The following is a 26,711-nucleotide window of genomic DNA, read 5'->3' on the forward strand; positions in this document are numbered from 1 at the left end:
ATTTAAGCCATGTTTATAGTTGGATGGCTATGCTTAGTATGGATCATGCTTAGGTCTGAATTGATATAGAAAGGAAGTATCCAACGTGCTGAGGTTAGATCAGGTAAGCAAGACGTTCGACAGCCACAGGGGAGTACATCATATGGACTTTTCGATGGAACGGGGTGAGATCGTCGGTTTTCTAGGTCCAAACGGTGCTGGTAAAACGACAACCATGCGTATGATTACCGGGTATTTGCGGCCGACAGCAGGGAAAGTGCTTCTCGATGGTAAATCCGTGCATGAGCAAGGTAAGATAGTCCGGTCCCGAATCGGATATTTACCCGAGACGCCTCCCTTGTATCCAGATATGTCGATTCTTTCATACTTGAAATTTGTAGCTAAACTGAGAGATGTGCCAGCGAGAGAACAAACTCGGAGAGTCGACGAAATGTTATCAAGACTAGGACTCGCTGGGCGAGAACGTCAGATCATCAGGACCTTGTCCAAAGGATACAAGCAGAGAGTAGGACTGGCTGGTGCCATTATACATAAGCCGGACTTGCTTGTGCTCGACGAACCGACATCAGGACTTGACCCTAATCAAATTATGGAAATTCGTAATCTCATCAGAGAGCTCGGCGATAATCATACCGTACTGCTTAGTACCCATATATTGCCCGAGGTGAGCACCCTTTGCAGCAGAGTGCTGATCATTAATCAAGGACAGCTGGTGATGGATGGGTCTCCTGCATCGATCGGCAGCACAATGAATCAGTCGTTTCACGTTTCTCTCACTGTGAAGGGAGACGCAAACATGATCATCCCATTGATACAAGCCTGGGGAGAGGGATTAGAGGAGAAGGTGCAGCTGAGCTCACACCAGGAAGAGGACGGCCTCGTCCGATTAGAGTTGAATGCCTCTGCTCATCATGATTATCGAGAAGAATTATTTTATTTATTGGCGAGATCGGAGCTTCCTATCCTCGAGTTGAAGAAGCAGGATCAGTCCCTTGAAGAGATATTCCAGAAGCTGACGACAGATGAAGCCGGAGAAGTGAATTCCGGGGAGGATGGCTCACTCCCTGTCTCTGCACCTGAACAAGAGCTGGAAGCGCAGAGGGGAAGTGAGGGTTCATGAAACGGATGCTCGCTATATTTTACAAAGAGCTGCAGTCCTATTTCCTCGCTCCAACCACCTATTTTGCCTTTGCAGTGTATGTCTTGCTGTCGAGTTTTTTGTTTTTTATGAGCTTTGTCTACTATCAGCCAAGCATCGTCGATTATCGGCTTGTTCTGGGGGATACGCTGTCACTGCTGCTGTATGTTATCCCTCTCCTGACCATGCGGCTGATCGCGGAGGAGTTCCGGCAGGGTACAGATGAGCTCTTGATGACTTCTCCTTCAAGTGTAATGGAGATTGTGTTCGGCAAGTATTTGGCAAGCTTGGTCATTCTCTTGGCTCTTATATTGTGCAGTCTTACTTATCCGCTGCTGATGTCCTTCTATGGAGATATCAATGAGACGACAGTGTGGGTATCTGCGCTGGGGCTCTTCCTGCTCGGTGCGGCGATGATGGCGATCGGAATGTTTGCCTCCTCGTTATCCCAGCATCAGATGGTCTCGGCAGTAGCCGGCTTTATTATTCTGTTTGTATTATGGATGCTGGATTCTTTCGGCGGAAATGCGGCAATTACTGCGTGGCTTGAACCCTTCTCTTTATCGAGCCGGTTCATGAATTTCACAAAGGGTGTCATAAGCGGAGCGGATGTTATCTTCTATCTTACTTTGACAGCCTTATTCCTCACGTTCAGCATTCAAGGCGTCGAGCGGAAAAGGTGGAGGTAAGAGAGATGAAAAAATGGTTGAATCATACGAACAGTGCTGTTATATCCATTGCCGTGACCGGCATTTTTATATTGCTCACGTTGTTCCTGAATTCATTAGGCGGCTTCCAGCTTGATCTGACTGCGAACAAGCAGAATACATTGTCTGAGCAAACTTTGGAGGCTATAGAGGGTGTAGAAGAAGACGTTAGAATGCTGGTCTTCACCGTGAATTCCTCCAGTGATGAGCTGCTGAACAGGGAAGTGCAGGATATTGTTGATGAATACAGTAAACGAAATAATAAATTGAAAGTGGAGCATTACAATCTGGAGAACGAGCCCATCCTGGCCCAGCAGTACGGTCTTACGGCAAGCTCTATTGTACTTGTTCAAGGAGACAAGCAGCAGGTTGTTCCTATGATTGATCTCTTCACTTCCGGTGAGACAGAAGGCTCTTATCTATTCTCTGGGGAAGAGAAGCTGACGCAGGCACTGAATTCGCTCTCTTCGGACGAGGTGCACCGAGTGGCCCTTCTTACGGGGCATGGTGAGCTGGATTTGTCTCTCGCAACAAGCTTTCAGTCATCCCTGAATCAAGGCAATGTTGAGACAGAAAAAATATCTCTTGCCGATGGAGAGGCTGTGCCGGAAGGGACGGATGTACTGGCCATTCTGGGACCGCAAAACGATTTGACGGATTCAGAGATGAAGCAGATACAATCATATATGGACAATGGCGGGAAATTGCTGCTTACGATGGCTTTTCATGAAAATATGAATACCGCTTGGCCTAATATTGATGCTCTCGCTGAGCAATACGGAGTCCATAACGAACATGCGGTAATGGTAGACCCGGAACAGTCGATGTCGATGGGACCGCTGTGGTCGATGCCGGTATTTCAGTCTCATCCCATTACGGATAAGCTGATTGAGAATAACTTAACCCCTGTGTTTTCACTGACTCTTGGACTCAGCGCCACCGAGCAGGACAAATGGACGGTCGCTCCGATTGTGCAGTCTTCGGAGAGCAGTTATGGGGAGACGAATGTAGAAGGACTTCTTGTTAACGATACGGATAATGATGCGGAGGCCGATCTGCAGGGACCTGTAGATGTGGGATATGCCATAAGTACAAAGGATGGCAAGCCAAAGGCAGTTATTCTGGGTGCAACCACATTTATTCAGGATTCCGAATTCTCAACGGGCGGGAATCGTGATTTTATTCTGAACACGGTAAATTACCTGGCTGAGAAGGAGAACGGTGTTACAATCAGACCCAAAGAGCAGGCGGGCTATGAATTGGCATATCTGACACCTTCTCAAGGCTCCGGAATCTTTGTTATTGCGGTCATTTTATTCCCGCTGTTATTTGTTATAGCAGGTATTCTATTATGGTGGAGGCGGAGAAGATAATGAAGAAATTCATTCCTACTCTGTTGCTGCTGGTTATTCTGGCAGGCGGCTGGATCTTCGCTCATTCCCAGAACTATTTCAAGGAAGAACCGGAGACGGCGCGCAAGCTGATAGATACCAGTACCTTTGATCCTAGTGCAATCGAGAAATTCAGTGTTATTACTGGAGGGGAAGAAGTCCAGTTGACCAAAGAGCAGGATGGCTGGGTCATGACACAGCCGGAAGCATACCCCGTGAACAGCTATGCGGTAGACAACTGGCTGGAAGCACTCCGTGCAGCTGAAATGACGAAGGTAATCGAGGATCAACCAACGGATATCGAGAAATATGGCCTTGACCTTGCAGGAGATGGGATCGTCATGACAGCCCAGGATGGCACTGAATTCACCTTGGCCGTTGGTCATATGCTGCCTACAGGAGAAGATAATTATGTACAGATCGATGGAAGCCTGGTGGCAGCTGTCAGTGAGGCCGAGGTTTCAAGCCTGATGCTCACTCCGCTTCAATTTATGGATACCACACCTTTTGAATGGGACAATGACCAGCTGGCATCGCTGGAGTGGGAAGGCGAAAATTCCACATGGGTGCTGAAGCGTACTACTGATGAAGAGAACAGCTGGACCATGAACGGGAAGAGTGTTGAGCTGGCTGGAGCAGATTCCTTAATGAATCTAACGAAAAATACGGCGACAGATCAAGTGCTCAAACGGCTTGATGCCAATCAGGCTCAGATTGCTTTTACATTGACAGCTGTATTCAAGGACGGTACGAACAGAGTGTATCAAGGCTGGACGGATTCATCAGAGCCAGGTGTCATTTTCGTCAAGACAGCAGAGGATTCGCTTAGTTATGTTCTTGCGTCAGATGCGATTCAAGAAATCGAGGATAGAGCAGAAGAGCTGCTGAGCAGCGATGCAGAAGTAAATGATGCGGATACGGAGTAAAGCAGATTAAATACTATAACACGGAGAATTGCCCTTTCGAATGAACAATAGAAATGAACTCTGATCTTTAGTTCATCTCGTTGTTCCTTTGATCGCTGATGGCAGTTCTCCTTTTTTTCCTGAAGCGCTGCTTTTGTATGATTCTCATTTAAGGGTGAATACAGCAGCGCACATCCTCATCCCTCGCATCGTTGGTTCCAAATCCTTTCAGCATATAGGTTAGCTCGTTTGTACACCTTAATGGAGTACCTTAACCTACACTTGAAATGGAGGATGAACGAATGCCAGGAATGAACAAAACAAAAGCAATCACGTTATCTTTATCCACCGCTTTACTTGTCATGTCTGGACTAACAGGCTGTGGCACGAACACGGATAATCATGATTTGAATACCAATAATGTGCGTAACAACAACGCCGATTATAACAATCGGTACGGAATTAATGCGAACAGTGTTCATCGTACCGATAATCTCAGAAACAGCGATGAGTTATCACAGGCTATATCTGATATGGATGGAGTGGGAAATGCTTATGTTCTCCTTACTGATCGTAACGCTTATGTTGCGGTATCGCTCAAAGACGGGGTCCAGCCGCAAAGCACAAGACATCACAATCACCGTAATATGAAGAGCAAGGACCTCGGCAGCATGGGAGTGAAGACCGGTACAAGAGCTCCTTATACAACAAGCGGTATCGCTCCAGGACTCACCAATGATTATTCCCAGAGCAACATGCTTGGAGATTCAGCGAACGGTCCTCGAGGAGCAGGCGGATTGTTTAATCCGAACAATGTACGAATGAATGATACCAAAGGTCCGACAACGTATACTAAAATGAATGATCATGACCAGGCCGAAGAAGAAGTATCTGATCAAATGAAGAAAAAGATCACAGCGAAGATCAAAAAAATGTCTCCAGGTGTGAAAAATGTCTACATCTCAGCTAATGCAGACTTTGTAGGTCGTGCTCAAGGTTATGTTAACGATGTAGCCGAGGGAAGACCGATCAGCGGATTTATTGATGAATTTCAAACCATGATGGATCGTTTGTTCCCGACGAACGGAACCATGATTGACAACAACAATAATCGTTAATCCAGAATAGAAGAGCTTATGGGGAATGAATATAAAAAAGGCGTTGTTCCAGAGAGATGCTCTAAGGGACAACGCCTTGCTTTGCTTCATTATCTACTGTCCGTGCTTAACGCACGTCCTTTGATCCATACCTGTTTAAGCTCAAGTGAGGCATCGAGCAGCAGCAGATCCGCCTGCTTCCCTTGATCAATAGTACCTGTAGCATCCAATATGCCCAGAAGCTCGGCTGGATTATGACTAGCTGCCTGCGAAGCTTCTACAATACTGAGCCCGGCCTCCTGCACGAGGAAGCGGAACCCGCGAATCATTGTAAGTGTACTGCCTGCTAGGGTAACTCCATCCTCTAAACGAGCCACACCATCCTTGACGATGACCGGCAGGTCACCGAGGGTGTAATTTCCATCCTCAAGACCTGTTGCCGAAATGGCATCCGTAATGAGTACCAGCTTCTGCAGTCTGCTTTTTAACTGAGCAAGAAGAGAGACTGCGGCAGGATGGACATGAATTCCGTCTGCAATGATTTCGGCGCTGATCCGTTCATCACTGAGCACAGCACCGGCTACCCCTGGTTTGCGGTGATGAAGAGGTGTCATCGCGTTGAAGGTATGAACAGCATGGTGGAGTCCCGCTTCAACAGCGGCTTCGACTTCTTCATAAGTTGCATCGGTATGACCCAATGCCGCAATAATTCCTTTTTCTTTGAGCCATGCGATTACCTCATGCGCACCTTGTTGTTCAGGAGCAAGCGTTACTTGCCGAACGAGTTCGGGATATTGCTGTTCCCAAGAGATCAGCCAATCTACATTCGGTAACGAGATATGCTCCGGATTTTGTGCTCCGGGCCATTTTGAACTAATAAAAGGGCCTTCAAGATGAACTCCTGCAAGCTGTGCGTAAGGCATCTCTTTGGCACGGTATTTGTTCACTTCGCTGAGCACCTTCTCGATCCAATCTTTAGGTGCAGTCATGGTTGTAGCAAGCATCGTCGTGGTTCCTTGAGAAGCGTGGTAAGACGTTATTGTATTGAGTACGTTCTCATCTGAGTTCATAAAGTCCTCACCACCGCCGCCATGAACGTGGATATCAATGAAGCCGGGAACAATATATCCATTCTCGCTTGTGAACGTTTCTATGTCCCCTTCGTTCCAGCGATGAGGTAGAGCTGCATGGGTTCCTGCGTACACGATAGTATCATTTTCAATGACAACGACACCATCCTCAATTACGCTGTCCTTAGTAACAACATTTCCGTATATTTTAGTAAGCAATTACATCAGCCTCCCTGCACCACGGTCTAACAGTACAATAACGTTCGGATGGCACTGAAGCAAGGATGCAGGGCACTCTGTTGTGATAGGACCGGTCAGAGCTGTACGAATAATTTCTGCCTTGTCTTCACCGCGGGCAACGAGAAGGATTTGTTTCGCTTTGAGAATAGAGCCGACGCCCATCGTCATAGCCTGCTTAGGTACATCAGACGGAGAATCAAAGAATCGGGCATTCGCCTTGCGGGTTTCATCTTTGAGATCAACGACATGAGTTCCGCTTGTCAGGCTGGCTCCAGGTTCATTAAATCCAATGTGCCCGTTATGTCCTATGCCTAGCAGTTGAATGTCGACAGGGCCGTGATCATTGACCAGCTGTTCGTAATGAGCGCATTCCGCCGTCAAGTCAGTTGCATTCCCATTGGGTACATGAGTGAGATTCATATTCATATCAATGTGGTTAAACAGCTGCTCATTCATAAAGCTGCGGTAGCTCTGTGGGTGATCCTCAGGAAGCCCTACATACTCATCAAGATTGAAGGATGAAGCTTGGGCAAAGCTGACGAGTCCTTTGCTGTACATTTGAATGAGCTCCTTATATATGCCGACAGGGGAACTGCCGGTTGCCAGACCCAATACGGCCTTACGCTTGGATTGCAGAAGAGCGGCAATAATGCCGGCACCGGTTGCATTCAAGTCATGTTCATGTTCAAAAGTCCAAATATTCATATGAGATCACCCTTCATTTCTTAGTTTGGTTCGCTGCACTTGCTCATAGGACACATTCAATCTAGGGACAAACCGATCAAAGTCGTGACTAACCATGCCGGTAAAAATAATGTCGATCACATGAAGGAGTGCGATCCGAGAGGCCATGTCTCCTCTGCGCATACCTTGTTCCAGCGAAGAGGTGAACAAGGGAATGTCTGCAATAGAGGCCAGTGTACTGTGTCCGTAAGAGGTCAGAGAGATGGTGCGGGCTCCGTTCTCTTTGGCACAGCGGAGTGCATCAATCGTATCCTGTGTTTCACCCGAATAGGACACGGCAAATGCAACATCCTGCTCACCCAATGAAGAGGCCGAAGTGACCTGCATATGTCCATCGGAAAAAGCAGTACAGGAAACGCCAATACGGATCAGCTTCTGATAAAAGTCCTGCGTTACAATGGATGAGGTTGCTACACCGTACAGATCAATGCGTCTAGCGCCGCATAAGAGCTTAATCGCATCCTCCAGGCGTTCATGATCAAGTAATCGGGTAGTATCCGTAATGGAAGCGAGATGGTTCGCCTCAATTGCTTCTATAATTGTAGTAAGTGAATTTCCCGCGACAATATCCTGATAAGCCGTAACCCCTGTAGGCTGGGAAATTTCCGCTGCCAGCTTCATTTTAAAGTCGGGAAAACCTCTGAAATGACGAGATTTGCAAAAACGGGTTACCGTTGCAGGACTCGTACCGCTGTTCTCAGCTAGTTCCTTAATCGATAACCCGGTCACCTCAGCGGGAGATGCCAAAATAACTTCTGCAATCCGGCGCTCCTGGGAAGGAAGCTGATCGAGCTCTCTGGAGAGAGCATTAAGTATTGTCGTCATAACTCATCCGCCTTGTTAGAAAATTAATTTCACAAATATATTAATTTTAATGAAAATTATTTTTGTATAACTTCATCTTAATCAAAATACAGAGCAAAATCAACCGTTCGCCACACATTTCCTCAGCCTTACTAGCATGTACTTGAAGTTTGATCTTTAGCCCATTTTTTTCCGCAGATTGAACCAATATAGGTGATTTTACATAAGATGATTTGACTGTATCCCTTAACCTTGTTACACCATACAAACCCGGGCAAGGAGGGGTAAACATTGAAGGGTGACCACAAGAGCAAATTTTTGTTGACCCACCGTGAACGCGAAGTATTCGAGCTTCTGGTGCAGGACAAAACGACACGCGACATTGCAGGACTTCTCTTTATCAGCGAGAAAACAGTCCGAAACCACATTTCTAATGTCATGCAAAAACTCAATGTTAAGGGTCGTTCACAAGCGGTAGTGGAATTGATCAAGTTAGGAGAATTAAAAATCTGACGAAGACACGGAGTTCTTTCGTTTTCGTCATGGCCCTCTTCGCTCATCCGAATTGGATGAGAGAGGAGGGCTTCCGTTTGTGTTAGAGGAGATGAGATCGTGGGCTGACTGGAGTTATACATAGGTGGAAGGATTCTGCGTGTGGAGGTTACTTTGGAGCAAGGGGAAACGCAGTTAGATGTTGCGCGTGGAGGTTACTTTGGAGCAAGGGGAAACGCTGTTTTTGTGCTGCTCACTCCGGTTGTTTTTGCTTGGACGCGGGTAGGTCGAGGAAGCAATGGTCCAAGCAAAAGCCAAAAGTCGTTCTCATCTCAAAAACAGCTTATTCCCGAGAAGGGCAGCGTCAGAAATCCTCATCTCCTCTGGGGTGTGGAGGAGGGGGACGTGGTTGCTCTCCTAGGTGAGCAACCAGTTCGAGTGAGAAGGGCTACTGTGCGTGGAGGTTACTTTGGAGCAAGGGGAAACGCAGTTAGATGGCGCGCATGGAGGGCACTTTGGGCGGAAGGGGAAATGCTGTTTTTGTGCTGCTCACTCCGGTTGTTTTTGCTTGGACGCGGGTAGGTCGAGGAAGCAATGGTCCAAGCAAAAGCCAAAAGTCGTTCTCATCTCAAAAACAGCTTATTCCCGGAAGGGGCGGCGTCAGAAATCCTTTATTCTCTGTCCTGTAATCGCTATAGTACATAATTAGATAGGTAGAAAGAAAGCGCACTCAATACTTATACAAAACAATAAGGAGATGGGCTGTCACTATGGAAAGCACTACTAAACTGAAGTTGAATCGTACGGAGATTGAAAGGATATGTTCAGTTACTTTTCCGAATACCGGAAAGCTTAAGCTGGCAGAGGAGCTTACTGAAGGCTGGGCAAATTCAGCTTATCTCATCACCCTGGAGGATGATACGAAGGTCGTAGCGAAGATCGCAGCGAGCACGGACTCCTTCATGCGTTACGAGCGTAACTTGATGCGTGCGGAGGTTGAGGTGCTGCGGCTGTTGGAATCTTCAGGATTCCCCATTGCGCCACGGGTCATTTATCATGATGCTACAAAAAGCATAATCGAGTCTGAGTATTTTCTGATGAGCTATATTCCGGGGCAGTCTTTGAACAAGATCAAAAATGAACTCTCGGAAGACACATTAACGGAGATTTATCAGCAGCTGGGCGCATACAATCGTGAGATGAATGAAATCAAGGGAGATGGATTTGGCTATTACGCACAAGAGGAGAGAAGAAAATCAACTTGGCGTGAAGCTTTTTTTCTAATGCTGGATGATCATTTTGCCGACGCGGAAGAGCGTGGCGTGCAACTGCCTGTTCCTGGCAACGAAATGCGTGCAGCGATGTACAGACTTGCCGACGCATTGGATGAAGTGACAGAGCCCCGGCTTATCATCTGGGATTTATGGGACGGGAATGTGATGATTGAAAGTAACAAAATTTCAGGCTTGATTGATTTTGAACGTGCTTTTTGGGGAGATCCGCTGATGGAGTACCATTTTAATCATAAAAATGAAGTTACAGATTTTCGTGTAGGGTATGGCAGGGATGTTGTTACTGAGGCGGAACATAAGCGGCGTGCGCTGTATGATGTGTACCTTGATTTAATTTTGTGTGTGGAATGTGCCTACCGGGGTTACACAGACACCAATTATTTAAAATGGGCCTCAGATAATCTTGTTCAAAGCTGGGAACAATTTATTCGGCAATACGGATGATCATATTTCAGATACATGATCTTAAGGCGGAAGAGTAACGATTAAGAGAAACTTTTAGATTTAGGCTTTTTACGTGAAAAAGATTGATGGAACTATTGATTTTATCACAGCGTCTAATCCAACAAAATGAAGATTAGATCGCGGGGTGATCTGAATGAGAAACAAATTAACAATATGCCTTCTGAGTTTATTAATCCTGCTTGGTCTTGCTCATTCTGTAATGCCCTCAACAGCTCATGCCTGCTCTTGTGCTGGCCCTGTCAGCATGGAAGAACAGTTGAGTCGGAAGACGGCAATTTTTACAGGAAAGCTGATCAGTCTTAGTCGACCGAACCAAGGAATGATTATGTCTTCCGCAGAACCGGTCTCAGCACAATTTGAAGTTATGAATGTGTGGAAAGGAGAGCTAGGTGCAGAAGCCACCGTATACACTGCAACAAGTTCAGAAAGCTGCGGTTATGAAGGATTCGAAGTTGATGAAGAATATATCGTTTTTGCTTATGGACCTTATGATCAGCTCAAGACCGGTCTGTGTGAAGGGACAAAACAGCTTGACACTGCACAGGAAGAATTGGTCGCACTTGGAGCAGGGTATAAGCCGGTAGCAGATGCAAGCCCTGAAAAAAATGCTTCGGAAACGCCCATCGTGCATAAGGATAGAGGAACAAGCTCGATTTGGAGTGTGACATTGGTGATTATTGCTGCCATGCTTGCTGTAACTCTACTGGTTGTATTATATAAGCGGCGTAAAAACTGAATTCAGCCATGAAATCCCAGCGGCATCACCACACAAAAAGAGCGGGCTGTAAATCAGTCAGCCCGCTCACAGAGCCCCATCCCCCATGCAGAGGATTGGGGCTCTAACCAATTAAGGTGTTATCTTTAACCCGTTGAGGCGAGCCGAAGAGCGAAGGGGACGGAATTGGAGTGGAGAAGCGGAGCGTTCGTCTTTGCCGTCAGACTTCAACCGTGTAATCACAGTAGAATCAAGAAGTCTGAGGGCAACAACGATCGGAACCCAATCCGTCCACGGAGCGCCCCAAGCGAGCCCCTCCACCTCCAAAGCACCGCATCCAAAGCTCTTCCATCTCCGAAGCACCGCCAACACAAAAAGAGCGGGCTGTAAATCAGCCAGCCCGCTCACATAGCCCCATCCCCCACGCAGAGGATTGGGGGCTCGCGTCCTTTAAGGTGTTATCTTAAACCCATTAAGGCGAGCCAAAGAGCGAAGAGGACGGAATTGGAGTGAAGAAGCGGAGCGTTCGTCTTTGCCGTCAGACTTCAACCGTGTAATCACAGTAGAATCAAGAAGTCTGAGGGCAACAACGATCGGAACCCAATCCGTCCACGGAGCGCCCGAAGCGAGCCCACCCATATCCGAAGCATCACATCCAATACGCCCTCCATCTCCGCAGCAACACTTCTTAATTTCGCAATTCAGCCCCAGCTCCTATGTAACCCGCCTTAGATTTGCTTCAAATAATCAACAATTGTCAGCAAGCCTTTGTCAAAGTTCTCCAGATTAAAATGCTCATTCGGTGCATGCAGATTCTCATCCGGCAGGCCAAAGCCCATCATGACAGCAGGAGCGTTCAGGGTACTGGACAGCTTCTCAACAATCGGAATTGATCCCCCGTCTTTGGTGAATAGAGCACGTGTGCCATAGACGTTCTCGAAGGCATCCGCTGCTTTTTGCAGGAATGGATGGCTTGGATCAATGTTAAAGGCAAATGCTTTTTCCTTGGGAGTAAAGGAGAGCTGTGCTCCCACCGGCGTATGTGCCTTAAGATGGGCTTCGATCGCGTCGAGCACCTTCTGAGGGTCCTGATCTGCGACGAGCCTGCACGTGATCTTGGCATGGGCCTCCTTCGGAATGACCGTCTTGCTGCCTTCCCCTTGGAAGCCGCCCCATACACCGTTCAGCTCCAGGGTTGGACGTGCGCCTACACGTTCTACGAAGGAGAAGCCTTCTTCACCAAACAGAGCGTCAAGCCCCAGATCCTTTTTCAGCTGATCCTCATCAAAATGTTGTTTTGCAAATTCTTCGCGCATCTCAGAGCTTAACTCTTGCACACCCTCGTAGAAACCATCTACAGAAACACGTCCTTGTGCATCATGCAGGGAAGCAAGCAGTGACACCATGGCATGAAGTGCGTTCGGGACGCCACCGCCATATGATCCGGAATGCAAATCCGTGTTTGCCGTATTTAGTGACAGTTCCATAGAGCACAGTCCGCGCAGTCCTGTTGAGATCGCAGGCTTGCCTGGAGCCAGCAGCGAGGTGTCGGAGATCAGGATCGCATCAGCTGCAAGCTTGTCCGTGTTGTCTGCCAAGTATAGCGGAAGATTTGGACTTGAAATTTCTTCTTCCCCTTCAATACAGAATTTAATGTTTACAGGCAGTTCTTTTTCCTGCTTCAAGATCGCCTCTACAGCCTTCACATGCAGGAATAATTGACCTTTGTCGTCTGTAGCTCCGCGGGCGTACAGCTTACCGTCCCGAATATCCGGTTCAAAAGGCGGTGTTTGCCACAGATGGAGCGGATCGACTGGCTGCACATCGTAATGACCGTAGATCAGAAGAGTTGGCTTCCCTTCTGCATGAAGGTAATCTGCCGTAACAACAGGATGACCTTGCGTAGGGTGAATCTCCACATGCTCAAGCCCCGCTGTCTTCAGCTTGTCAGCCAGCCATTCTGCCGCCTTCAGGACATCTCCTTTATGCTCGGACAGAGCAGAAATACTTGGAATTGAAAGCCATTCCTTTAATTCATTCATATGTGCTTCGCGATGTTCAGCAAAATATGCTTTATAATCAACACTCATTGTTAAATTCATCCTCCTTCATTCATCATAAACAGCAGCAATGATATATTGCTTTGCCCTATTATTTTACACTCTTTTTGGCAGAATACGAAATTATTCCGGGATAAGATACGGAATTCCGCTAAGCTAGCAGGAAATGAACGGGGGACAGCGAATGCAAACAGAGAATATTTAAAACATTTACAAAATCATTAATAAATTAATACAGAATAAATTTCATAATAACATTAATTTGTCTATATAGTTCCAATATTCATCTTTATAATGAGCTATAAAATTGATTCAAATCGTATAGTAAACTTCATAGGAAACGGGCAGGTGAGTGATTCATGAATCCGCAGCAAGTGTTTTCGAGAGAGAAAGAATATGATCCACTACCTAGTGAGAAGAAGCGGCCTTTCAAAGGCCGGTACTATCGGAAGAATCTTATTACGATTCTGCTCATCGCGAGCATCCCAGGATTAATTACAGGAATCGTCATCTACTGGCTGGTCGTCTCCCAGATGGAGGAGGAATTCAGCCGGCTGCATCAGAATCAGATCAGTAACCGGGCGGCGAACATTGCTGATCAATTCTCATATATGGAGCTTGGATTATCCCATTGGGCCTTTGAGCCTCGATTCGGCGAAGAATTAAAGGATATGGATTACATTTATCATTTTGATCAAACGGAGGATATTGTTACAACCTTGTATGTGTTACAGGGCTCACATCCGTTAATCGATAAGGTACAGCTCTATTTGAATGAGCCGAAGCCGATTTTGTTTAACCGCTCTTATGGAGAGTTGTCTGATGAACAGCTGATCCAATCCTATCACCAATATTTAATGGGCGGCGGTCAGGTGTACTGGACAGACAGGCTTCCAGGACAGCTCCTGCCCGAAGGCGATGAGAACACGGCTGAAGAGCTGTTGCATACGGACCCCAATGAAGCGCTGGCACTGGTACACAAAATTCCTGGAGGGAGCACGGCACCGTTCGGAGCCCTTATTGTGACGCTAGATAATGATAAGGTCAGAAGCATTCTGAAAACGCTTACTCCTTATGATCAGGGCTCGACCTTTTTGCTGGATAAGAGCGGAGAGGTGCTGGTGTCCAGTGGTGATCATCAAGGGGCCTCCTCCGGTGAGCTGAACGAGCAGATTAGGCAGCAGGTCGACCTGGAGCGTAATAACGGTTCTTTTTTGTATACCTTTGAAAATACAACCTATTCGGTGTCTTATGGTAAGCTCAGTCGCATTGACTCTGATTGGGTCTATGTATCCGCCGCTCCGATAACGGATATTACAGCACCCTTATTGTCGGTATCCAAATTCATTGTAATGGTCAGCGCGGCCGGTCTGCTTATTGCCATATTATTATCCTGGCTGGCCTCGCGGCGCATGTATTCACCTATTGAGCGGCTGCTCGGTGTATTGGGTACGAATGAAAAGGAGCGACTTCAAGGAACACTGCTGCATCATGACGAGTTTGAATTACTTGAAACCTATTGGAACGATCTTCTTACGGAAAGAAGCAGAGCAAGACGCAAGCTGGATGATCAGCTGCCTATGCTGCGTGGAAGCTTTGTTATGCAGTTGATTCAAGGGCATCTATCGTCCCATTCAGAAGCATATCTCATTGAACAGATGTCGGATCTCGGGTTCAAGGTAGAGGATCGCCAATTTTTGCTGGTGAAGCTGCGGCTGACGGGCTATTCGAATCTAAACGGTCGGTTCAACGAGCAGGACACAGGACTTGTCACTTTTGCAGCCGTAAATATTATTGAAGAGTTTGCCGCACAGCGGTTTGAGCAGGCTGCAGTCCTGAATTTTCATGACCTGTCCGCGGCTGTGCTCCTTACGGGCACGAATGAGGAGTCACTGAAGTCCGCTGCCCTTGTGTGGGGAGATGAGCTGATGCTGGTGATCAACCGGATCATGAAGATGAATGTAACGATCTTGATCAGCCGGCCAGCGGGCTTGGTATCCGAGCTCCCGGCACGATTCCTGGAGCTGGAGCAGGCAGAAGCATTTAGAAGCATTGAGGATCTGAATCAGCTTCTGGATCTGGATGAAGAGATGCAGTTTCAAAAAATAGAAGAGTCAAGCTACCCTTTCCTCCTTGAGCGTGATATCGTCCAGGCGGTGCGTACAGGCAAAATGGAAGAGGCGGAGCGTATCTTGTCACAATTTATGGAGGAGGCCATTAAGCCGCATACGACCGAGTACCAATTACAGCAAACGATGCTTCAGCTGCTGGCGAGCCTGCTTCATATGATGCTTCAGTCCGGAGTTCCCTCTCATCAGCTGTTCAAGGGGAGGAATCTGTATGAGGAGATTGCATCCTTGAAGGAACGGGTTCCGATTGAGAAGTGGATGAGACAAGAAGTATTTCTTCCTTATATCCGCTACATGGAAGAGAGATCTCATGCTGGGCTTAAGCCTGTTATTGACCGAACGATGCAGCGTATCGACGAGCAGTACATGACAGACATATCGCTGGAAAGCTGTGCAGACCAAGAGGGAATGACCCCTTATGCGCTCAGTAAAGCATTTAAACAGGTAGCAGGCATCAATTTTATTGATTATGTGACTTACAAACGGATTGAGGCAGCGAAGGAATTGCTGAGAGAAACAGATTTGAAAATGAATGATATCGCGGACCGAGTTGGTTATCAGCACAGCTATTTTAACCGGATTTTTAAGAAGCAGGAAGGAATGACGCCGGGTCAATATCGCGATCAATGGCATCAATAGCAGTGTGCTGAAGAATAGAAAGCCTCTACTTGTCCTCGTTAGATTCATTCGGTGGATAAGTAGAGCTTTTTTATAAGTGCGAATCCATTTTTAATGTGTGGTTACACAAGGTTTTATCCAATTTACAAAAAAAGTAATTCAGGCAAAAAAGTTCAATCGTATAAAAACCCCCGATTTTATCAGCATCTCAAAACGCTGTTATGACGTTCATTTCTGCCGATTTGGAGGGGCGGAACAAAAAATGAATGTTGGCGGAAACGCAAAACGTTGGATAAAGTAAGGATCATACATTTTGATAACGCTTTCAAAATGAACGAAGAAAATGGAAAGGAGACGTCTATGAAAAATGATTCGCAGATCCCGGGAATCGTCGGTTACGGCTCTCAAATTCCTACGAAGGCGGACATGAAAAGGAATGCAAGAAAACGATGGCTGTCCCAGCTGAAACGCAACAAATGGTTATACCTGCTGGTCACGCCTGGACTTCTATACTTCCTTGTATTCAAATATGCGCCAATGTGGGGAATCGTCATTGCCTTTCAGGATTATCAGCCTTTTCTCGGTATCCGGGAAAGTGAATGGGTTGGGTTCGAAAATTTCACGACCTTTTTCCAAAATCCTGATTTCTACAGGCTGCTGCGCAACACCCTGATTCTGGCCGTGTATGATCTCGTATTTTTCTTCCCGGCTCCCATTCTTGTGGCCTTACTTCTCAATGAAATTTCAAAATCCTGGTTTAAACGAACCGTACAAACGTTAGTCTATGTTCCGCATTTTGTATCCATGGTTATTATCGCAAGTATTACGTATGTTTTTCTTACACCGGACGGTGGAGTTCTGTATGAGCTGATCGCCTGGATCACAGGCACACCTATCGATGTTCTATCTGATCCGGATGCCTTCAGACCGCTCATTATTATTCAGATGCTGTGGAAGGAAGTCGGCTGGGGCACGATTATCTTCTTAGCCGCGCTGGCAGGTGTAGATACCGAACAGTACGAGGCTGCCATTGTGGATGGGGCCGGACGCTTTCGACGGATGTGGCATATTACATTGCCGGCCATCCGTAATGTCATCATTATTCTGCTCATTCTTCGTCTGGGGAACTTCCTTGATACCGGATTTGAGCAAATCTTCCTCATGACCAACTCCCTTAACCGCGATGTTGCTGATGTGTTCGATACTTACGTATACCAGGTCGGTATTACTCAAGGGGCATTCAGTTACAGTACAGCGGTCGGATTATTCAAGTCGGTCGTAGGGATTATCCTCATTCTTGGAGCGAATAAGCTCGCCAAGAAGTTCGGCCACTCCGGCATCTACTAGACAAAAATATCTGCCAATAACATGACTCTTGCAAAGGAGGGACAGTAGATGGACAAAAGGTTTAATACGCCGGGCGGACGAGTCTTTGACGTATTTAATTACCTGATTCTCAGCATCTTCGGGATTGTCACGGTGCTTCCGTTTCTATATATCATCGGCAACTCATTTGCCACGGAAACCGAAATCACGGCACGAAACTTCTTTCTCATTCCACATGATATTTCCTTTAGTGCGTATCAGTACATTTTTTCATCATCTACGATTTTTAAGAGCATTGGTAACTCCGTATATATTACGGTTGTCGGAACACTCGTTAATCTGCTGTTCACACTCACCATGGCGTATCCGCTCTCCCGCAAGGATTTTTGGGGACGGAATGTCATTATGAATCTCGTCATCTTCTCCATGCTGTTCGGAGGAGGGATGATTCCGACCTATCTGGTCATTCGAGAGCTGGGTCTCCTGGATACGTATTGGTCCTTGATTTTACCTGGTGCCATCGGCGCCTTTAACCTGATTGTCGTCAAAAACTTTTTTCAAGAGCTGCCTGCCGGACTGGAAGAAGCGGCACGGATTGACGGCTGTACAGATCTCGGTGTATTTTGGCGCATTGTTCTTCCCCTCTCCAAGCCGGTCATTGCTACGTTTGCGTTGTTTTATGCAGTAGGGCATTGGAATAACTTCTTCTCGGCGCTCTTGTACCTGTCGGACAGTGCCATGTGGCCGCTGCAGGTCATGCTCAGACAGATCGTGCTGCTCTCGCAGGGCACAGCCGGAGATATGGCCAACATGGACCCGAGCTTTGTTCAGCCTCCGGAGCAATCCATTAAGATGGCGGTCATCGTGGTTGGCACGATTCCAATTCTGCTTGTTTACCCGTTCCTTCAGAAGCACTTTGCCAAAGGCATGCTGCTTGGTTCGATTAAGGGTTAATCCAAATAAACTATTCAATGGGGGTACTGTTTATGAAACAAGCCAAGAAGTCTGTGAAGCATTCAATCAAAGTTCTAAGCACTTCGTTCCTTGTGGCGGCGATGCTTGCCGCTTGCTCATCCTCGCCGGACGGCAACGGTGAGCAGGCGCAGTCCGGTTCATCCGGAGGAGAAGCCGCAGGCAAATTGGAGCTTGGTATTATGGTACCGAACTTTGAAGCGGAAACGCCGGCTGCCGATAATCCCGTCATTCAGAAGCTGGAGGAGCTGACGAATACAGAGCTGGAATTTCAGTGGGTGCCTAGCAGCTCATATGAAGACAAGTTCAACATTACGCTGGCCTCGGGAAAGCTGCCCGATGTCATGGTTGTTCTCGGTAAATCGCCAAGCTTCATCAATGCCGCACGCAACGGTGCCTTCTGGGAGCTGGGTCCTTATCTGAAGGATTATCCGAACTTGTCCCAAGCGAATGAGATTATTCTGAACAATGCCTCGATTGATGGGAAGACGTATGGAATATATCGTGCACGGGTATTGGGGCGTAACGGTGTTACCATCCGGAAGGATTGGCTGGATAATCTGGGGCTCAGCGCACCAACGACCATTGATGAATTTTACAACGTAATGAAGGCCTTCACGGAGAATGATCCGGACGGCAATGGGAAGAAGGATACGTACGGGCTGATTGCAAGTAAATTCAATGGGCCTTGGGATATCATGTCGGTGTGGTTTGGTGCACCGAACCGCTGGGGTGAGGATGAGAACGGCCAGCTTGTTCCGGCTCACAAGACTCCACAATATTTGGAAGCGCTCAAGTTCTTCCGTAAGCTGTATGAGGAAGGACTCGTCAACAAGGATTTTGCAGTTATGGATGCAACGAAGATGCCGGATCTGATGGTCAATGGAAAAGGCGGTGTTATGGTCGACGTAGCGGATAACGCTCAGCGGATTGATCAGAAGGTGCTGGAGAAGGATCCAAATGCGACGGGAGCCATCGACGTGCTGCCTGCTATGGTTGGACCTGAAGGGCATCGAGATATGCCGACCTCGGGCTACTCCGGAATGATTGCTATTTCGAAGAGCGGTGTGAAGACAGAAGAAGAATTGAAGGAAGTGCTGACCTTCCTAGACAAGCTGAACGAGGAAGAGCTGCAGATGCTGATGAGTTCAGGCATCGAGGGTACGCACTATGAGAAGAAAGAGGACTATATCGTACCGAGTACGGATAAACAGATTTTGCGCGATTTGAATGGTACGAATCAGATCCTGATGTTCATTCCGGAAACGCGGGGTCTCAGCGTAGAGCAGACACCAGTCCGTCAGAAGGTTGCAGAAATTCAGAAGGCAAATGAAGAGATCGTCATTCCTAACCCGGGCGAGCCTCTAATCTCGGATGTGTATGCGCAAAAGGGACCTCAGCTCGACAACATTATTAATGATGCCCGTACCAAGTTTATTGTCGGCCAGATTGATGAACAAGGACTGCAGGAAGCCTTCGAACTATGGGAGGCAAACGGAGGTACGGAATATATCGAGGAAGTAAACAAGCTGTACGCTGAGGTTAAACAGTAAGAGCTCTTCATTAGCCAGCAGCAATCATAGATGAGGAGAGCGGGATGTCCCCCTCTCCTTTTCCGCTCATGAACAATTCGAACGGAATTAAAACCTTACTGAGGAGGTGGTTTTATGTTGGTGTCACAGACGTTCCAGAATCCGGGTAACGAATTCAGAGTGCAGCCCTTTTGGTTCTGGAATGGGGAGATGGATGACGAGCAAATTGCATTCCAGATTGCCGAAATGGCAAAGCAAGGTGTTGGCGGTTTTTTTATCTGCGCAAGACAGGGGCTGACCATTCCTTATCTGTCACAGGCTTGGTTTGACAAGGTAAAGGTTGCGGTGAGTGAGGCGAAGAAATACGGACTCCATGTGTGGCTATACGATGAGTATCCTTACCCGAGTGGGATGGCAGGAGGCGAGGTCACTCTCGAAATGCCGGAGGCGAAGCAGCGTACGCTGGAGCATTACACGAGACAGATCTCCAGTGGGGAAAAATTGTCCTGGACTCTGCCATGGGCTGTAATTTTGTATGCGAAGGCCATTCGTCTGGATAAGAGTGGCAGACGTGTATGGGAAGAAACGATTGATCTTCGCAAATTCATCGGGAACGTTCAGCTTGAGCAGGTCTATCAGGAGACGGGTCTGACCTCCTATAATCGTAAGCGATTTTTTACCTATGAAACGGCATTTCAGCTTGAATGGGCTCCTCCGGCGGGAGATTGGGAAATGATCATCTTCATGGAGAAGGAAATGACGGATTTTAAATATTACGGTAATTTTGTAGATCCCATGAATGAAAAGGCGATGAAACGATTCATTGAGCTGACACATGAACGGTATGAGGCAGAATTGGGTGAAGAGTTTGGGGGTGTCATCCAAGGGATATTCACGGACGAAATTGCCCCGCTGGGCCGTATACCGTGGTCGTCGCAGCTGCCTGCTTTTTTCAAGTCACAGAACGGGTATGATCTGCTGGAGCACTTACCGGCACTGATTTGCAGGGATGTCATAGATGCTGCCCGAATTCGATATGATTACTTTCAGTCTGTCCATCTGCTGCTCAGACAATCGGTGCACAAGCAGGCCCATGATTTCTGTGAGCGGACGGGAATACAATATGCGGCAGAGGTTCCCTCCGTCCGAATGACGACACAGCTGTACAGTCATCTTCCCGGTGGAGATTCGGCGCACGAGAAGATCGGAAGATCGCTGTCCTATATCCTTGACCGATATGGACTCAAGATGCGGGATAATCCGAAGATGGTCAGCTCGCTCGCAAGACAGCTGGGGAGAAAGCGGAATATGATTGAATGCTTCCACAGTGTGGGCTGGTCCATGACATTGCAGGATGCCAAGTGGATGATTGACCGAATGGCGGCACTGGGTACGAACTTTTATAATTTTCATGCCTTTTTCTATACGATTGGCGGTCTTGCGAAGCATGATGCTCCCCCATCACAGTTCGTACAGAACCCCTATTGGCCGTATTTCCGTGAGCTGGGCGATTATGTGGGGCGAATCAGCTATCTGATGTCTGAGGGACATGCAGATATTCGAATCGCTGTGCTGGATCCGACAACCTCCTTCTGGACCTTAATGGGGAATCCGCTGCATGGATTCAGCTATGCAGGTGTCGACGAGGAGGAGAGGGAGGAGCTCGAACAGCTTAAGCACGACTGGCTTACTTTGACTACGCTTCTGCTTAAGCATCGCCGGGATTATGATCATCTCGACCCAGAGCTGTTAGCAAGCAGCACCGTGGACGATGGTAAGATCCGGATTGGTGAAGCCTGCTACGATGTGTTGATATTACCGCCGCTCAACAATCTGGAGGCAGAACCATGGCAGAAGCTATGCACTTACGTACAGGCTGGCGGCAAAGTGATCTCCATCGGCAGACTTCCGAATGAAATGATTCAGGCTGCCAGCCCTGGGAAGGAACAGATCGAAGTGCTTCTGGATGCGGAGAATGCCCGATTTATCCGTACCGATGAGGGCTTGGAGAAGGCTTTTACCAGAGATGTGCTGCCTTTGCTTGATGAGTGGGCCCCTGAATTCGTCACTTTAGAAATGAAGGAGGACCCGTTAGCAGTGCTTCAGCAGATTCGGTGGATATCTGATGATCAGGCGCTTCTGTTTGTAACGAATCAGGAAGGAGAGCTAATCAGCGCAAACCTGCGGATAAATGCGGAGGAATTTAAGGCGAGAGTGGACAGAGGCGATGCCGCAGATGACGCACAAGATCAGCTCCACATTAGGATGAAGCAAATATCGCTGGAGACGGGAAGTGAAGATGCACCGGCTGCAATTACACCGCTCTATTCGGAAACAGGTATGGTAAGCGGGTATGAACGATCTATCGAGCTGGCTCCTTACGAAGCACAAGCTTATCTGATCGAAAGGAGTCCTAAGCCAGAGGATATTCCTATTCAGGCAGTGAAGGCGGTAACGGAATCGAATCGATGCTGTCAGGAAGTGCTGATTCCTTTATCCGGAGCCTGGGAGCTGAAGGCCGCTGAGGAGAATAAATTAAGGCTCGGCGAGTTCTCTTTGACCGTTATGGATGCGGATGGCAAGGTACATCTCCGTGGCGCCCAAGTTACAGCCAAACCCTTCATTGACCAGGTTGCTGAATGGGGCAGCGAAGGGCTGCCTATTAGGTTCGATCAAGTATTCGGGACACCGAAAAAGGCTCAGCTGGCCTATCCTTTGTACGCTCGATATGTCACTGAATTCGATTGCCGTACGAAGCTGAGCCATGCGCTGCTCTTTTTTGACCGGTATGCCATTAATGGTGAGTATACCCTTGATGTGAATGGAAGAAGGCTTACGGGGGACGAATTTAAGTCCGTCAACATTACCGATCACAATAACATCGCTGCGAGCATCGGGGCTTACCTCTATGAAGGCATCAATAAGATTGTGGTTGAGGTTCGGATCGAGAATGACGATGACGGGCTTTTGGATCCTTTGATGCTCTCGGGCAGCTTTGGTGTTTATTACGTGGGTGAACAGCTTGTACTTCAGGATATACCAGACCAGACGGCCATTCTCCAGCCGGAGCCTGTGGAGGGGTATCCGTATTATGCGGGCACTATGCGTTATCGCCGTACCTTTATGTACTCAGCTCCAGCCATTCAAAATACCGATAAATTCGAGCTTACCTTCGACGATTTCCGGATTCAAGATGTGGTCGAGCTCCGTGTAAATGGCCATTCACTCGGTGTAAGAGCATGGTCGCCGTACCAATGGACCGGAAGCACCTCTATCCTGAAGGATGGAGAGAATGAAATCGAAGTGAGTGTGACGGGAACGCTGATCGGGCTGCTCGAAGGAGCGTATTTTGATCAGGATGAGCACGCGCTCAGAAATGTGAAGGAACGTTATCGCAAGCCAAAATCGCTGTCTAAGGAGAGAATTTGATATGAGCAAAAAAACGTATGTACTTGTCGGTACGGGCGGAAGAGCTGGATTTTTCTATACGGCACTGGCCAAAGATTTTCGGGAGCAGTCGGAGCTGCTGGCATTTTGCGATACGAATCAGACACGGATGAATTACGCGAATCAAATATTAACCGAGCAGTGCGGATATCACGAGGTTCCTACCTACAAGGATCATCAGTTTGACGAAATGATTGAGGCGCACAAGCCGGACTACGTCATCGTGACGAGTATTGACCGGACACATCATCGTTATATCATTCGAGCCATGGAGCTTGGCTGCGACGTCATTACAGAGAAGCCGATGACGGTTGACGAAGAGAAGTGCCAGGAGATACTCGATGCGGTGGAGAAGACCGGACGAAACGTGAGAGTGACCTTCAACTACCGCTATGCTCCTCATCATACCAAAGCTCGTGAGCTTATTATGAACGGTACAATCGGTGACGTGCATTCTGTACATTTTGAATGGTTGTTAAACACTCAGCATGGGGCCGACTATTTCCGCAGATGGCACCGGGATAAGCGAAACAGCGGAGGTCTGCTGGTACATAAATCAACACACCACTTTGACCTCGTCAATTTCTGGATTGGCTCACAGCCGGAGACTGTATTTGCCTTCGGGGACCTGCTCTTCTATGGCAAGGAAAATGCCGAGAAACGCGGTGAGCGTCATGACTATCCGAGAGCAACCGGTCATGCGAATGCCAAGGAGGACCCGTTTGCGCTGCACCTGGATCAAAGCGAGGGATTAAAGGCCATGTATTTCGATGCTGAGCACGAGGACGGCTACCAGCGTGATCAGAATGTGTTCGGAGACGGAATTAGTATAGAAGACACGATGGGCGTTCTCGTTAAATACAAGAACCGTGCTGTGCTGACATATTCCTTAAATGCCTATATGCCGTGGGAAGGGTACCGAATTGCCTTTAATGGCAGCAAAGGCCGGATCGAGATGAATATCGTCGAGCAGTCCTATGTGAATGCCGGTGGTGACAGAGCCATTGAAGGCGCACTTCAGGGACATAACATCACCGTGTATCCTATGTTTGATGCCCCTTATCGTGTCGAGGTAGAGGAAGGCGAAGGAGGCCATGGCGGTGGTGACCCGGTGCTGCTTAACGATCTGTTCGGAGAGCCAGTTGAGGATCCGTTTCATCGTGCAGCGAATCATGTGGACGGTGCAAGGTCCATTCTGACAGGTATTGCGGCGAATAGAGCCATACGCACAGGACTGCCTGTTCAGATCAATGATCTCGTTAAGTTTTATAACTGATCCCTGTGATCGTCTCGTGCAGTTAATCTATATCAGAATAAAGGAGCGGATAAGATGCGTTATTTTCACGAAAATGAGTCCATTGCAAGCCGCACTCACGATGCTATAGAGGATGTGTTGTCCACCATTGCGCAGCGTTATATCGGTGATAATCCGAAGCAGTCCTTCTTGTTCAGGGCGTATAATGAAGCTGGCTTTAACCGTCTGCCTGACTATAGATATGAGATGAATCTGAATGATCGTCTGCCGGATGCACCGTCAGGAAGCTATGCCTTTATATGGGGGAAGCTGTGGAGTCAGAATCCGAATGAAACCAAGCTCAATATGAGCCTGAGCTGCTATAGCCCGGTAACCATATACGTAAATGGGGAGCTGTTCTTCAAATCAGATCTTCATCAGGAGCTGTTTCCCGACAGACGCTGGCCGCTTGCTGTTCCCGTTCAGTATGGCTGGAATGATATTGTACTTCAGTTTGTGAAGACCGATGTCGGCTTTGGCGGTGTGTTTGGTACGGGATCCTTTAAAAATTTCCCGCTGCACTTCATCAATCCTAGCGCTGATCGTAACGATCAGGAGGGATGGATGTACTCAGAGTTCTTCACCAATCCGGAGCAGGAGCTGCCTAGACTTGGAATGAAGGAGAAGGACACGGATCTCATCTGGTATCCTCGCCAAAGCTGGACCAGGGAGGAGCTGGATCAAGGAGTGTTCGGCAGAATGTACGGGCTGGAGGCAGCGCAGACGGCTTATGCATGGAGCACCTTCCACGTCAAGCAGCCCGAGGGCAAGCCGGTGCGGATTAAGGGGCGTCATGACGGGGCTCTATCGCTGTATGTCGATGGTGAAGAAGTCTATGCTTCAAGTACTTCCGGCGAGATCGACCTGAAGCTTCCACGGATATTCGGAGCCCATCAGCTCATCGCAAAAGGGACCAATACAGAGGCAGCGGCTGCACGGTGGGGATTTGAGCTCAAGGACTTCGGACGTAACAGCGGGGTGAGCTGGAATTTGCCTTATCGGGTGGCAGGCAGTCAGGATTCATGGCTGTATTTAGGGTCGTTTGATCCTTCGAACGAGCCGCAGCTGAGCACCGTTCAAGAAGTGAATCGAATCCATGGTGACGATACTAGAGGTGTATACTACCGGATTGATCTTCCGAATACAGTCATTCGGCCTTATCTGGAGAGCACACATTACGGGAAATGGAATTATCCACTCGGTGTGACGCTGCTCGGATTGATGCAGACCGGGCTTGAGTTGGGCGAGGAAGCGTATGTCCGCTATGCGGTAGAGCATATTTCGCTCAGCACGTCATTTGATAAGTATGGATTATGGGACAGAGCGACTTATGGTGCAGCAGGTATTAACAATCAGCTGTCCGCTATAGATAGTCTCGATGACTGCGGATCCTTTGGAGCAACGATGCTGTTTGCCATGGAGCAGGCTTCTATTCCAGGCGGCAGGGACACGGCGGATCGAATTGCCAAATACATGAGGGAAGATCAAGAGCGTCTGCCGGACGGGGCTTTTTTCCGAAGAAGAGGAGCAGCAGAGATGAGACAGGAGACGATGTGGTGTGATGATCTATACATGAGCACTCCGTTTCTGACGCGGTACGCCAAGCTGACTGGCGACAGCACCTATCTTGAGGATGCCGTCCAGCAGTTTCTGCTGTTCAAGCAATATCTCTATATTCCAGAACGGAAGATCATGTCACATGTTTATGATTTTGTCAGAGGAAGCGCAACAGGCATCCCATGGGGAAGAGGCAATGGCTGGGTGCTGTTTTCACTGACAGAACTGCTGACAATGCTGCCAGAGACACACGAGAAGCGGTCCGAGCTGCTTGGGTTCTACCGTGATTTATGTGAAGGATATCTTGCGCTGCAAGGAGAAAACGGTCTATGGCATCAGGTACTGAATCGTCCGGACAGCTATGAAGAGAGCTCCTGTACCTCAATGTTTATATACGCTTATGCCAAAGGCGTGCGTTTTGGCTGGCTGAAGGATGCGGGCAAGTATGTGGATTCCGTGTTAAGGGGCTGGGAGGGACTCACCCGGATCGCTATCGACTACAAAGGGAATATATATGGAGTCTGCAGAGGGTCAGGATATTCCTTCACGGCTTCCTACTACAAGGATGATCTCGGTTGGAACCTGAATGATACCCACGGAATCGGCATTGTACTGCTCGCAGGGGTAGAAGCTTTAAGAATGCAGGTTGCACTTAGGGAGAGTGCAGATTCAGATGCTTTTGCGGTATCAGGACAACATTAATTGAACCTCAACCT

The 26,711-nt window shown here is 47.9% G+C and carries 21 protein-coding genes; 16 read left to right on the forward strand and 5 right to left on the reverse strand.

Going from position 1 to position 26,711, the window contains the following annotated elements; all coding sequences use genetic code 11:
* Positions 1-85: 85 nt before the first annotated feature.
* From BK126_RS24320 to BK126_RS24340, 5 genes are all read left to right on the forward strand, one after another.
* A complete protein-coding gene (locus tag BK126_RS24320; RefSeq protein ID WP_076315087.1) occupies positions 86-1,120 on the forward strand; it encodes an ATP-binding cassette domain-containing protein in 1,035 nt (344 codons plus the stop codon).
* A complete protein-coding gene (locus tag BK126_RS24325) occupies positions 1,117-1,827 on the forward strand; it encodes an ABC transporter permease subunit (RefSeq protein ID WP_076315088.1) in 711 nt (236 codons plus the stop codon). Before BK126_RS24320 ends, BK126_RS24325 begins: the two co-directional genes overlap by 4 nt.
* A gap of 5 nt (positions 1,828-1,832) precedes the next feature.
* Positions 1,833-3,218, forward strand: a complete 1,386-nt coding sequence (locus BK126_RS24330) for a GldG family protein (RefSeq protein ID WP_076315089.1) — start codon at positions 1,833-1,835, stop codon at positions 3,216-3,218.
* Positions 3,218-4,162 (forward strand): DUF4340 domain-containing protein, encoded by a 945-nt coding sequence (locus BK126_RS24335; RefSeq protein WP_076315090.1) that lies wholly within the window; start codon positions 3,218-3,220, stop codon positions 4,160-4,162. Before BK126_RS24330 ends, BK126_RS24335 begins: the two co-directional genes overlap by 1 nt.
* A 281-nt stretch (positions 4,163-4,443) precedes the next feature.
* Positions 4,444-5,259, forward strand: a complete 816-nt coding sequence (locus BK126_RS24340) for a YhcN/YlaJ family sporulation lipoprotein (RefSeq protein ID WP_076315091.1) — start codon at positions 4,444-4,446, stop codon at positions 5,257-5,259.
* An 89-nt stretch (positions 5,260-5,348) separates the two neighbouring features.
* On the opposite strand, the gene nagA is transcribed toward BK126_RS24340, so the two are convergent.
* The 3 genes from nagA to BK126_RS24355 are packed head-to-tail and all read right to left on the reverse strand — an operon-like array spanning position 5,349 to position 8,117.
* Positions 5,349-6,527 carry an N-acetylglucosamine-6-phosphate deacetylase gene (gene nagA, locus BK126_RS24345; RefSeq protein ID WP_076315092.1) on the reverse strand — a complete coding sequence of 393 codons (1,179 nt, stop codon included), beginning with the start codon at positions 6,525-6,527 and terminating at the stop codon, positions 5,349-5,351.
* Entirely contained in the window at positions 6,528-7,253 is a 726-nt protein-coding gene (gene nagB / locus BK126_RS24350) for a glucosamine-6-phosphate deaminase (protein WP_076315093.1), read from the reverse strand.
* Positions 7,254-7,259: 6 nt separating this feature from the next.
* Entirely contained in the window at positions 7,260-8,117 is an 858-nt protein-coding gene (locus BK126_RS24355) for a MurR/RpiR family transcriptional regulator (protein ID WP_076315094.1), read from the reverse strand.
* A 270-nt stretch (positions 8,118-8,387) separates the two neighbouring features.
* Between BK126_RS24355 and BK126_RS24360 the strand changes: the two genes are divergently transcribed.
* The 4 genes from BK126_RS24360 to BK126_RS24375 all read left to right on the forward strand — a co-directional run bounded on the left by BK126_RS24360 (position 8,388) and on the right by BK126_RS24375 (position 11,081).
* The gene (locus tag BK126_RS24360; RefSeq protein WP_047913631.1) at positions 8,388-8,609 is read left to right on the forward strand and encodes a helix-turn-helix domain-containing protein; all 222 of its coding nucleotides are present in this window, start codon (positions 8,388-8,390) and stop codon (positions 8,607-8,609) included.
* A 141-nt stretch (positions 8,610-8,750) separates the two neighbouring features.
* Positions 8,751-9,170 (forward strand): hypothetical protein, encoded by a 420-nt coding sequence (locus BK126_RS24365; protein WP_143757792.1) that lies wholly within the window; start codon positions 8,751-8,753, stop codon positions 9,168-9,170.
* 188 nt (positions 9,171-9,358) lie between these two features.
* Entirely contained in the window at positions 9,359-10,324 is a 966-nt protein-coding gene (locus BK126_RS24370; RefSeq protein ID WP_076315096.1) for a phosphotransferase family protein, read from the forward strand.
* 154 nt (positions 10,325-10,478) lie between these two features.
* Positions 10,479-11,081, forward strand: coding sequence for a hypothetical protein (locus BK126_RS24375; RefSeq protein WP_076315097.1), 603 nt, complete (start codon positions 10,479-10,481; stop codon positions 11,079-11,081).
* Positions 11,082-11,192: 111 nt separating this feature from the next.
* Here BK126_RS24375 and BK126_RS24380 read toward each other — a convergent pair whose 3' ends face one another.
* Together BK126_RS24380 and BK126_RS24385 are read right to left on the reverse strand one after the other, a co-directional pair.
* Positions 11,193-11,468, reverse strand: a complete 276-nt coding sequence (locus BK126_RS24380; protein WP_076315098.1) for a hypothetical protein — start codon at positions 11,466-11,468, stop codon at positions 11,193-11,195.
* A gap of 320 nt (positions 11,469-11,788) precedes the next feature.
* Positions 11,789-13,150, reverse strand: coding sequence for a dipeptidase (locus BK126_RS24385; protein WP_076315099.1), 1,362 nt, complete (start codon positions 13,148-13,150; stop codon positions 11,789-11,791).
* Positions 13,151-13,479: 329 nt separating this feature from the next.
* On the opposite strand from BK126_RS24385, the gene BK126_RS24390 reads away from it, so the two are divergent.
* The 7 genes from BK126_RS24390 (at position 13,480) to BK126_RS24420 (ending at position 26,697) form a co-directional block, all read left to right on the forward strand.
* Positions 13,480-15,888, forward strand: a complete 2,409-nt coding sequence (locus tag BK126_RS24390) for a helix-turn-helix domain-containing protein (protein WP_083656170.1) — start codon at positions 13,480-13,482, stop codon at positions 15,886-15,888.
* A gap of 405 nt (positions 15,889-16,293) precedes the next feature.
* Positions 16,294-17,214, forward strand: a complete 921-nt coding sequence (locus tag BK126_RS24395; RefSeq protein ID WP_076315171.1) for an ABC transporter permease — start codon at positions 16,294-16,296, stop codon at positions 17,212-17,214.
* Positions 17,215-17,262: 48 nt separating this feature from the next.
* The gene (locus BK126_RS24400) at positions 17,263-18,147 is read left to right on the forward strand and encodes a carbohydrate ABC transporter permease (protein WP_076315100.1); all 885 of its coding nucleotides are present in this window, start codon (positions 17,263-17,265) and stop codon (positions 18,145-18,147) included.
* Positions 18,148-18,179: 32 nt separating this feature from the next.
* Positions 18,180-19,718: an extracellular solute-binding protein gene (locus BK126_RS24405; RefSeq protein WP_076315101.1), complete on the forward strand. Its 1,539-nt coding sequence runs from the start codon at positions 18,180-18,182 to the stop codon at positions 19,716-19,718.
* Between the two features lie 114 nt (positions 19,719-19,832).
* Positions 19,833-23,126, forward strand: coding sequence for a glycosyl hydrolase (locus BK126_RS24410; RefSeq protein WP_076315102.1), 3,294 nt, complete (start codon positions 19,833-19,835; stop codon positions 23,124-23,126).
* Between the two features lies 1 nt (position 23,127).
* Positions 23,128-24,420 carry a Gfo/Idh/MocA family protein gene (locus BK126_RS24415; protein WP_076315103.1) on the forward strand — a complete coding sequence of 431 codons (1,293 nt, stop codon included), beginning with the start codon at positions 23,128-23,130 and terminating at the stop codon, positions 24,418-24,420.
* A gap of 54 nt (positions 24,421-24,474) precedes the next feature.
* Positions 24,475-26,697 carry a glycoside hydrolase family 88/105 protein gene (locus BK126_RS24420; protein ID WP_076315104.1) on the forward strand — a complete coding sequence of 741 codons (2,223 nt, stop codon included), beginning with the start codon at positions 24,475-24,477 and terminating at the stop codon, positions 26,695-26,697.
* Positions 26,698-26,711 lie beyond the last annotated feature (14 nt).

It is taken from the genome of Paenibacillus sp. FSL H7-0326 (assembly GCF_001955535.1).
GTDB classification, from domain to species: Bacteria; Bacillota; Bacilli; order Paenibacillales; family Paenibacillaceae; genus Paenibacillus; species Paenibacillus shunpengii.

Excerpts from the sequence above, each read along its gene's own strand:
- BK126_RS24325 (WP_076315088.1), top strand. The coding sequence starts at position 1,117 with ATGAAACGGATGCTCGCTATATTTTACAAAGAGCTGCAGTCCTATTTC.
- BK126_RS24330 (WP_076315089.1), top strand. The coding sequence starts at position 1,833 with ATGAAAAAATGGTTGAATCATACGAACAGTGCTGTTATATCCATTGCC.
- BK126_RS24335 (WP_076315090.1), top strand. The coding sequence starts at position 3,218 with ATGAAGAAATTCATTCCTACTCTGTTGCTGCTGGTTATTCTGGCAGGC.
- BK126_RS24340 (WP_076315091.1), top strand. The coding sequence starts at position 4,444 with ATGCCAGGAATGAACAAAACAAAAGCAATCACGTTATCTTTATCCACC.
- nagB (WP_076315093.1), bottom strand. The coding sequence starts at position 7,253 with ATGAATATTTGGACTTTTGAACATGAACATGACTTGAATGCAACCGGT.
- BK126_RS24355 (WP_076315094.1), bottom strand. The coding sequence starts at position 8,117 with ATGACGACAATACTTAATGCTCTCTCCAGAGAGCTCGATCAGCTTCCT.
- BK126_RS24370 (WP_076315096.1), top strand. The coding sequence starts at position 9,359 with ATGGAAAGCACTACTAAACTGAAGTTGAATCGTACGGAGATTGAAAGG.
- BK126_RS24375 (WP_076315097.1), top strand. The coding sequence starts at position 10,479 with ATGAGAAACAAATTAACAATATGCCTTCTGAGTTTATTAATCCTGCTT.
- BK126_RS24385 (WP_076315099.1), bottom strand. The coding sequence starts at position 13,150 with ATGAGTGTTGATTATAAAGCATATTTTGCTGAACATCGCGAAGCACAT.
- BK126_RS24390 (WP_083656170.1), top strand. The coding sequence starts at position 13,480 with ATGAATCCGCAGCAAGTGTTTTCGAGAGAGAAAGAATATGATCCACTA.
- BK126_RS24395 (WP_076315171.1), top strand. The coding sequence starts at position 16,294 with ATGAAAAGGAATGCAAGAAAACGATGGCTGTCCCAGCTGAAACGCAAC.
- BK126_RS24400 (WP_076315100.1), top strand. The coding sequence starts at position 17,263 with ATGGACAAAAGGTTTAATACGCCGGGCGGACGAGTCTTTGACGTATTT.
- BK126_RS24405 (WP_076315101.1), top strand. The coding sequence starts at position 18,180 with ATGAAACAAGCCAAGAAGTCTGTGAAGCATTCAATCAAAGTTCTAAGC.
- BK126_RS24410 (WP_076315102.1), top strand. The coding sequence starts at position 19,833 with ATGTTGGTGTCACAGACGTTCCAGAATCCGGGTAACGAATTCAGAGTG.
- BK126_RS24415 (WP_076315103.1), top strand. The coding sequence starts at position 23,128 with ATGAGCAAAAAAACGTATGTACTTGTCGGTACGGGCGGAAGAGCTGGA.
- BK126_RS24420 (WP_076315104.1), top strand. The coding sequence starts at position 24,475 with ATGCGTTATTTTCACGAAAATGAGTCCATTGCAAGCCGCACTCACGAT.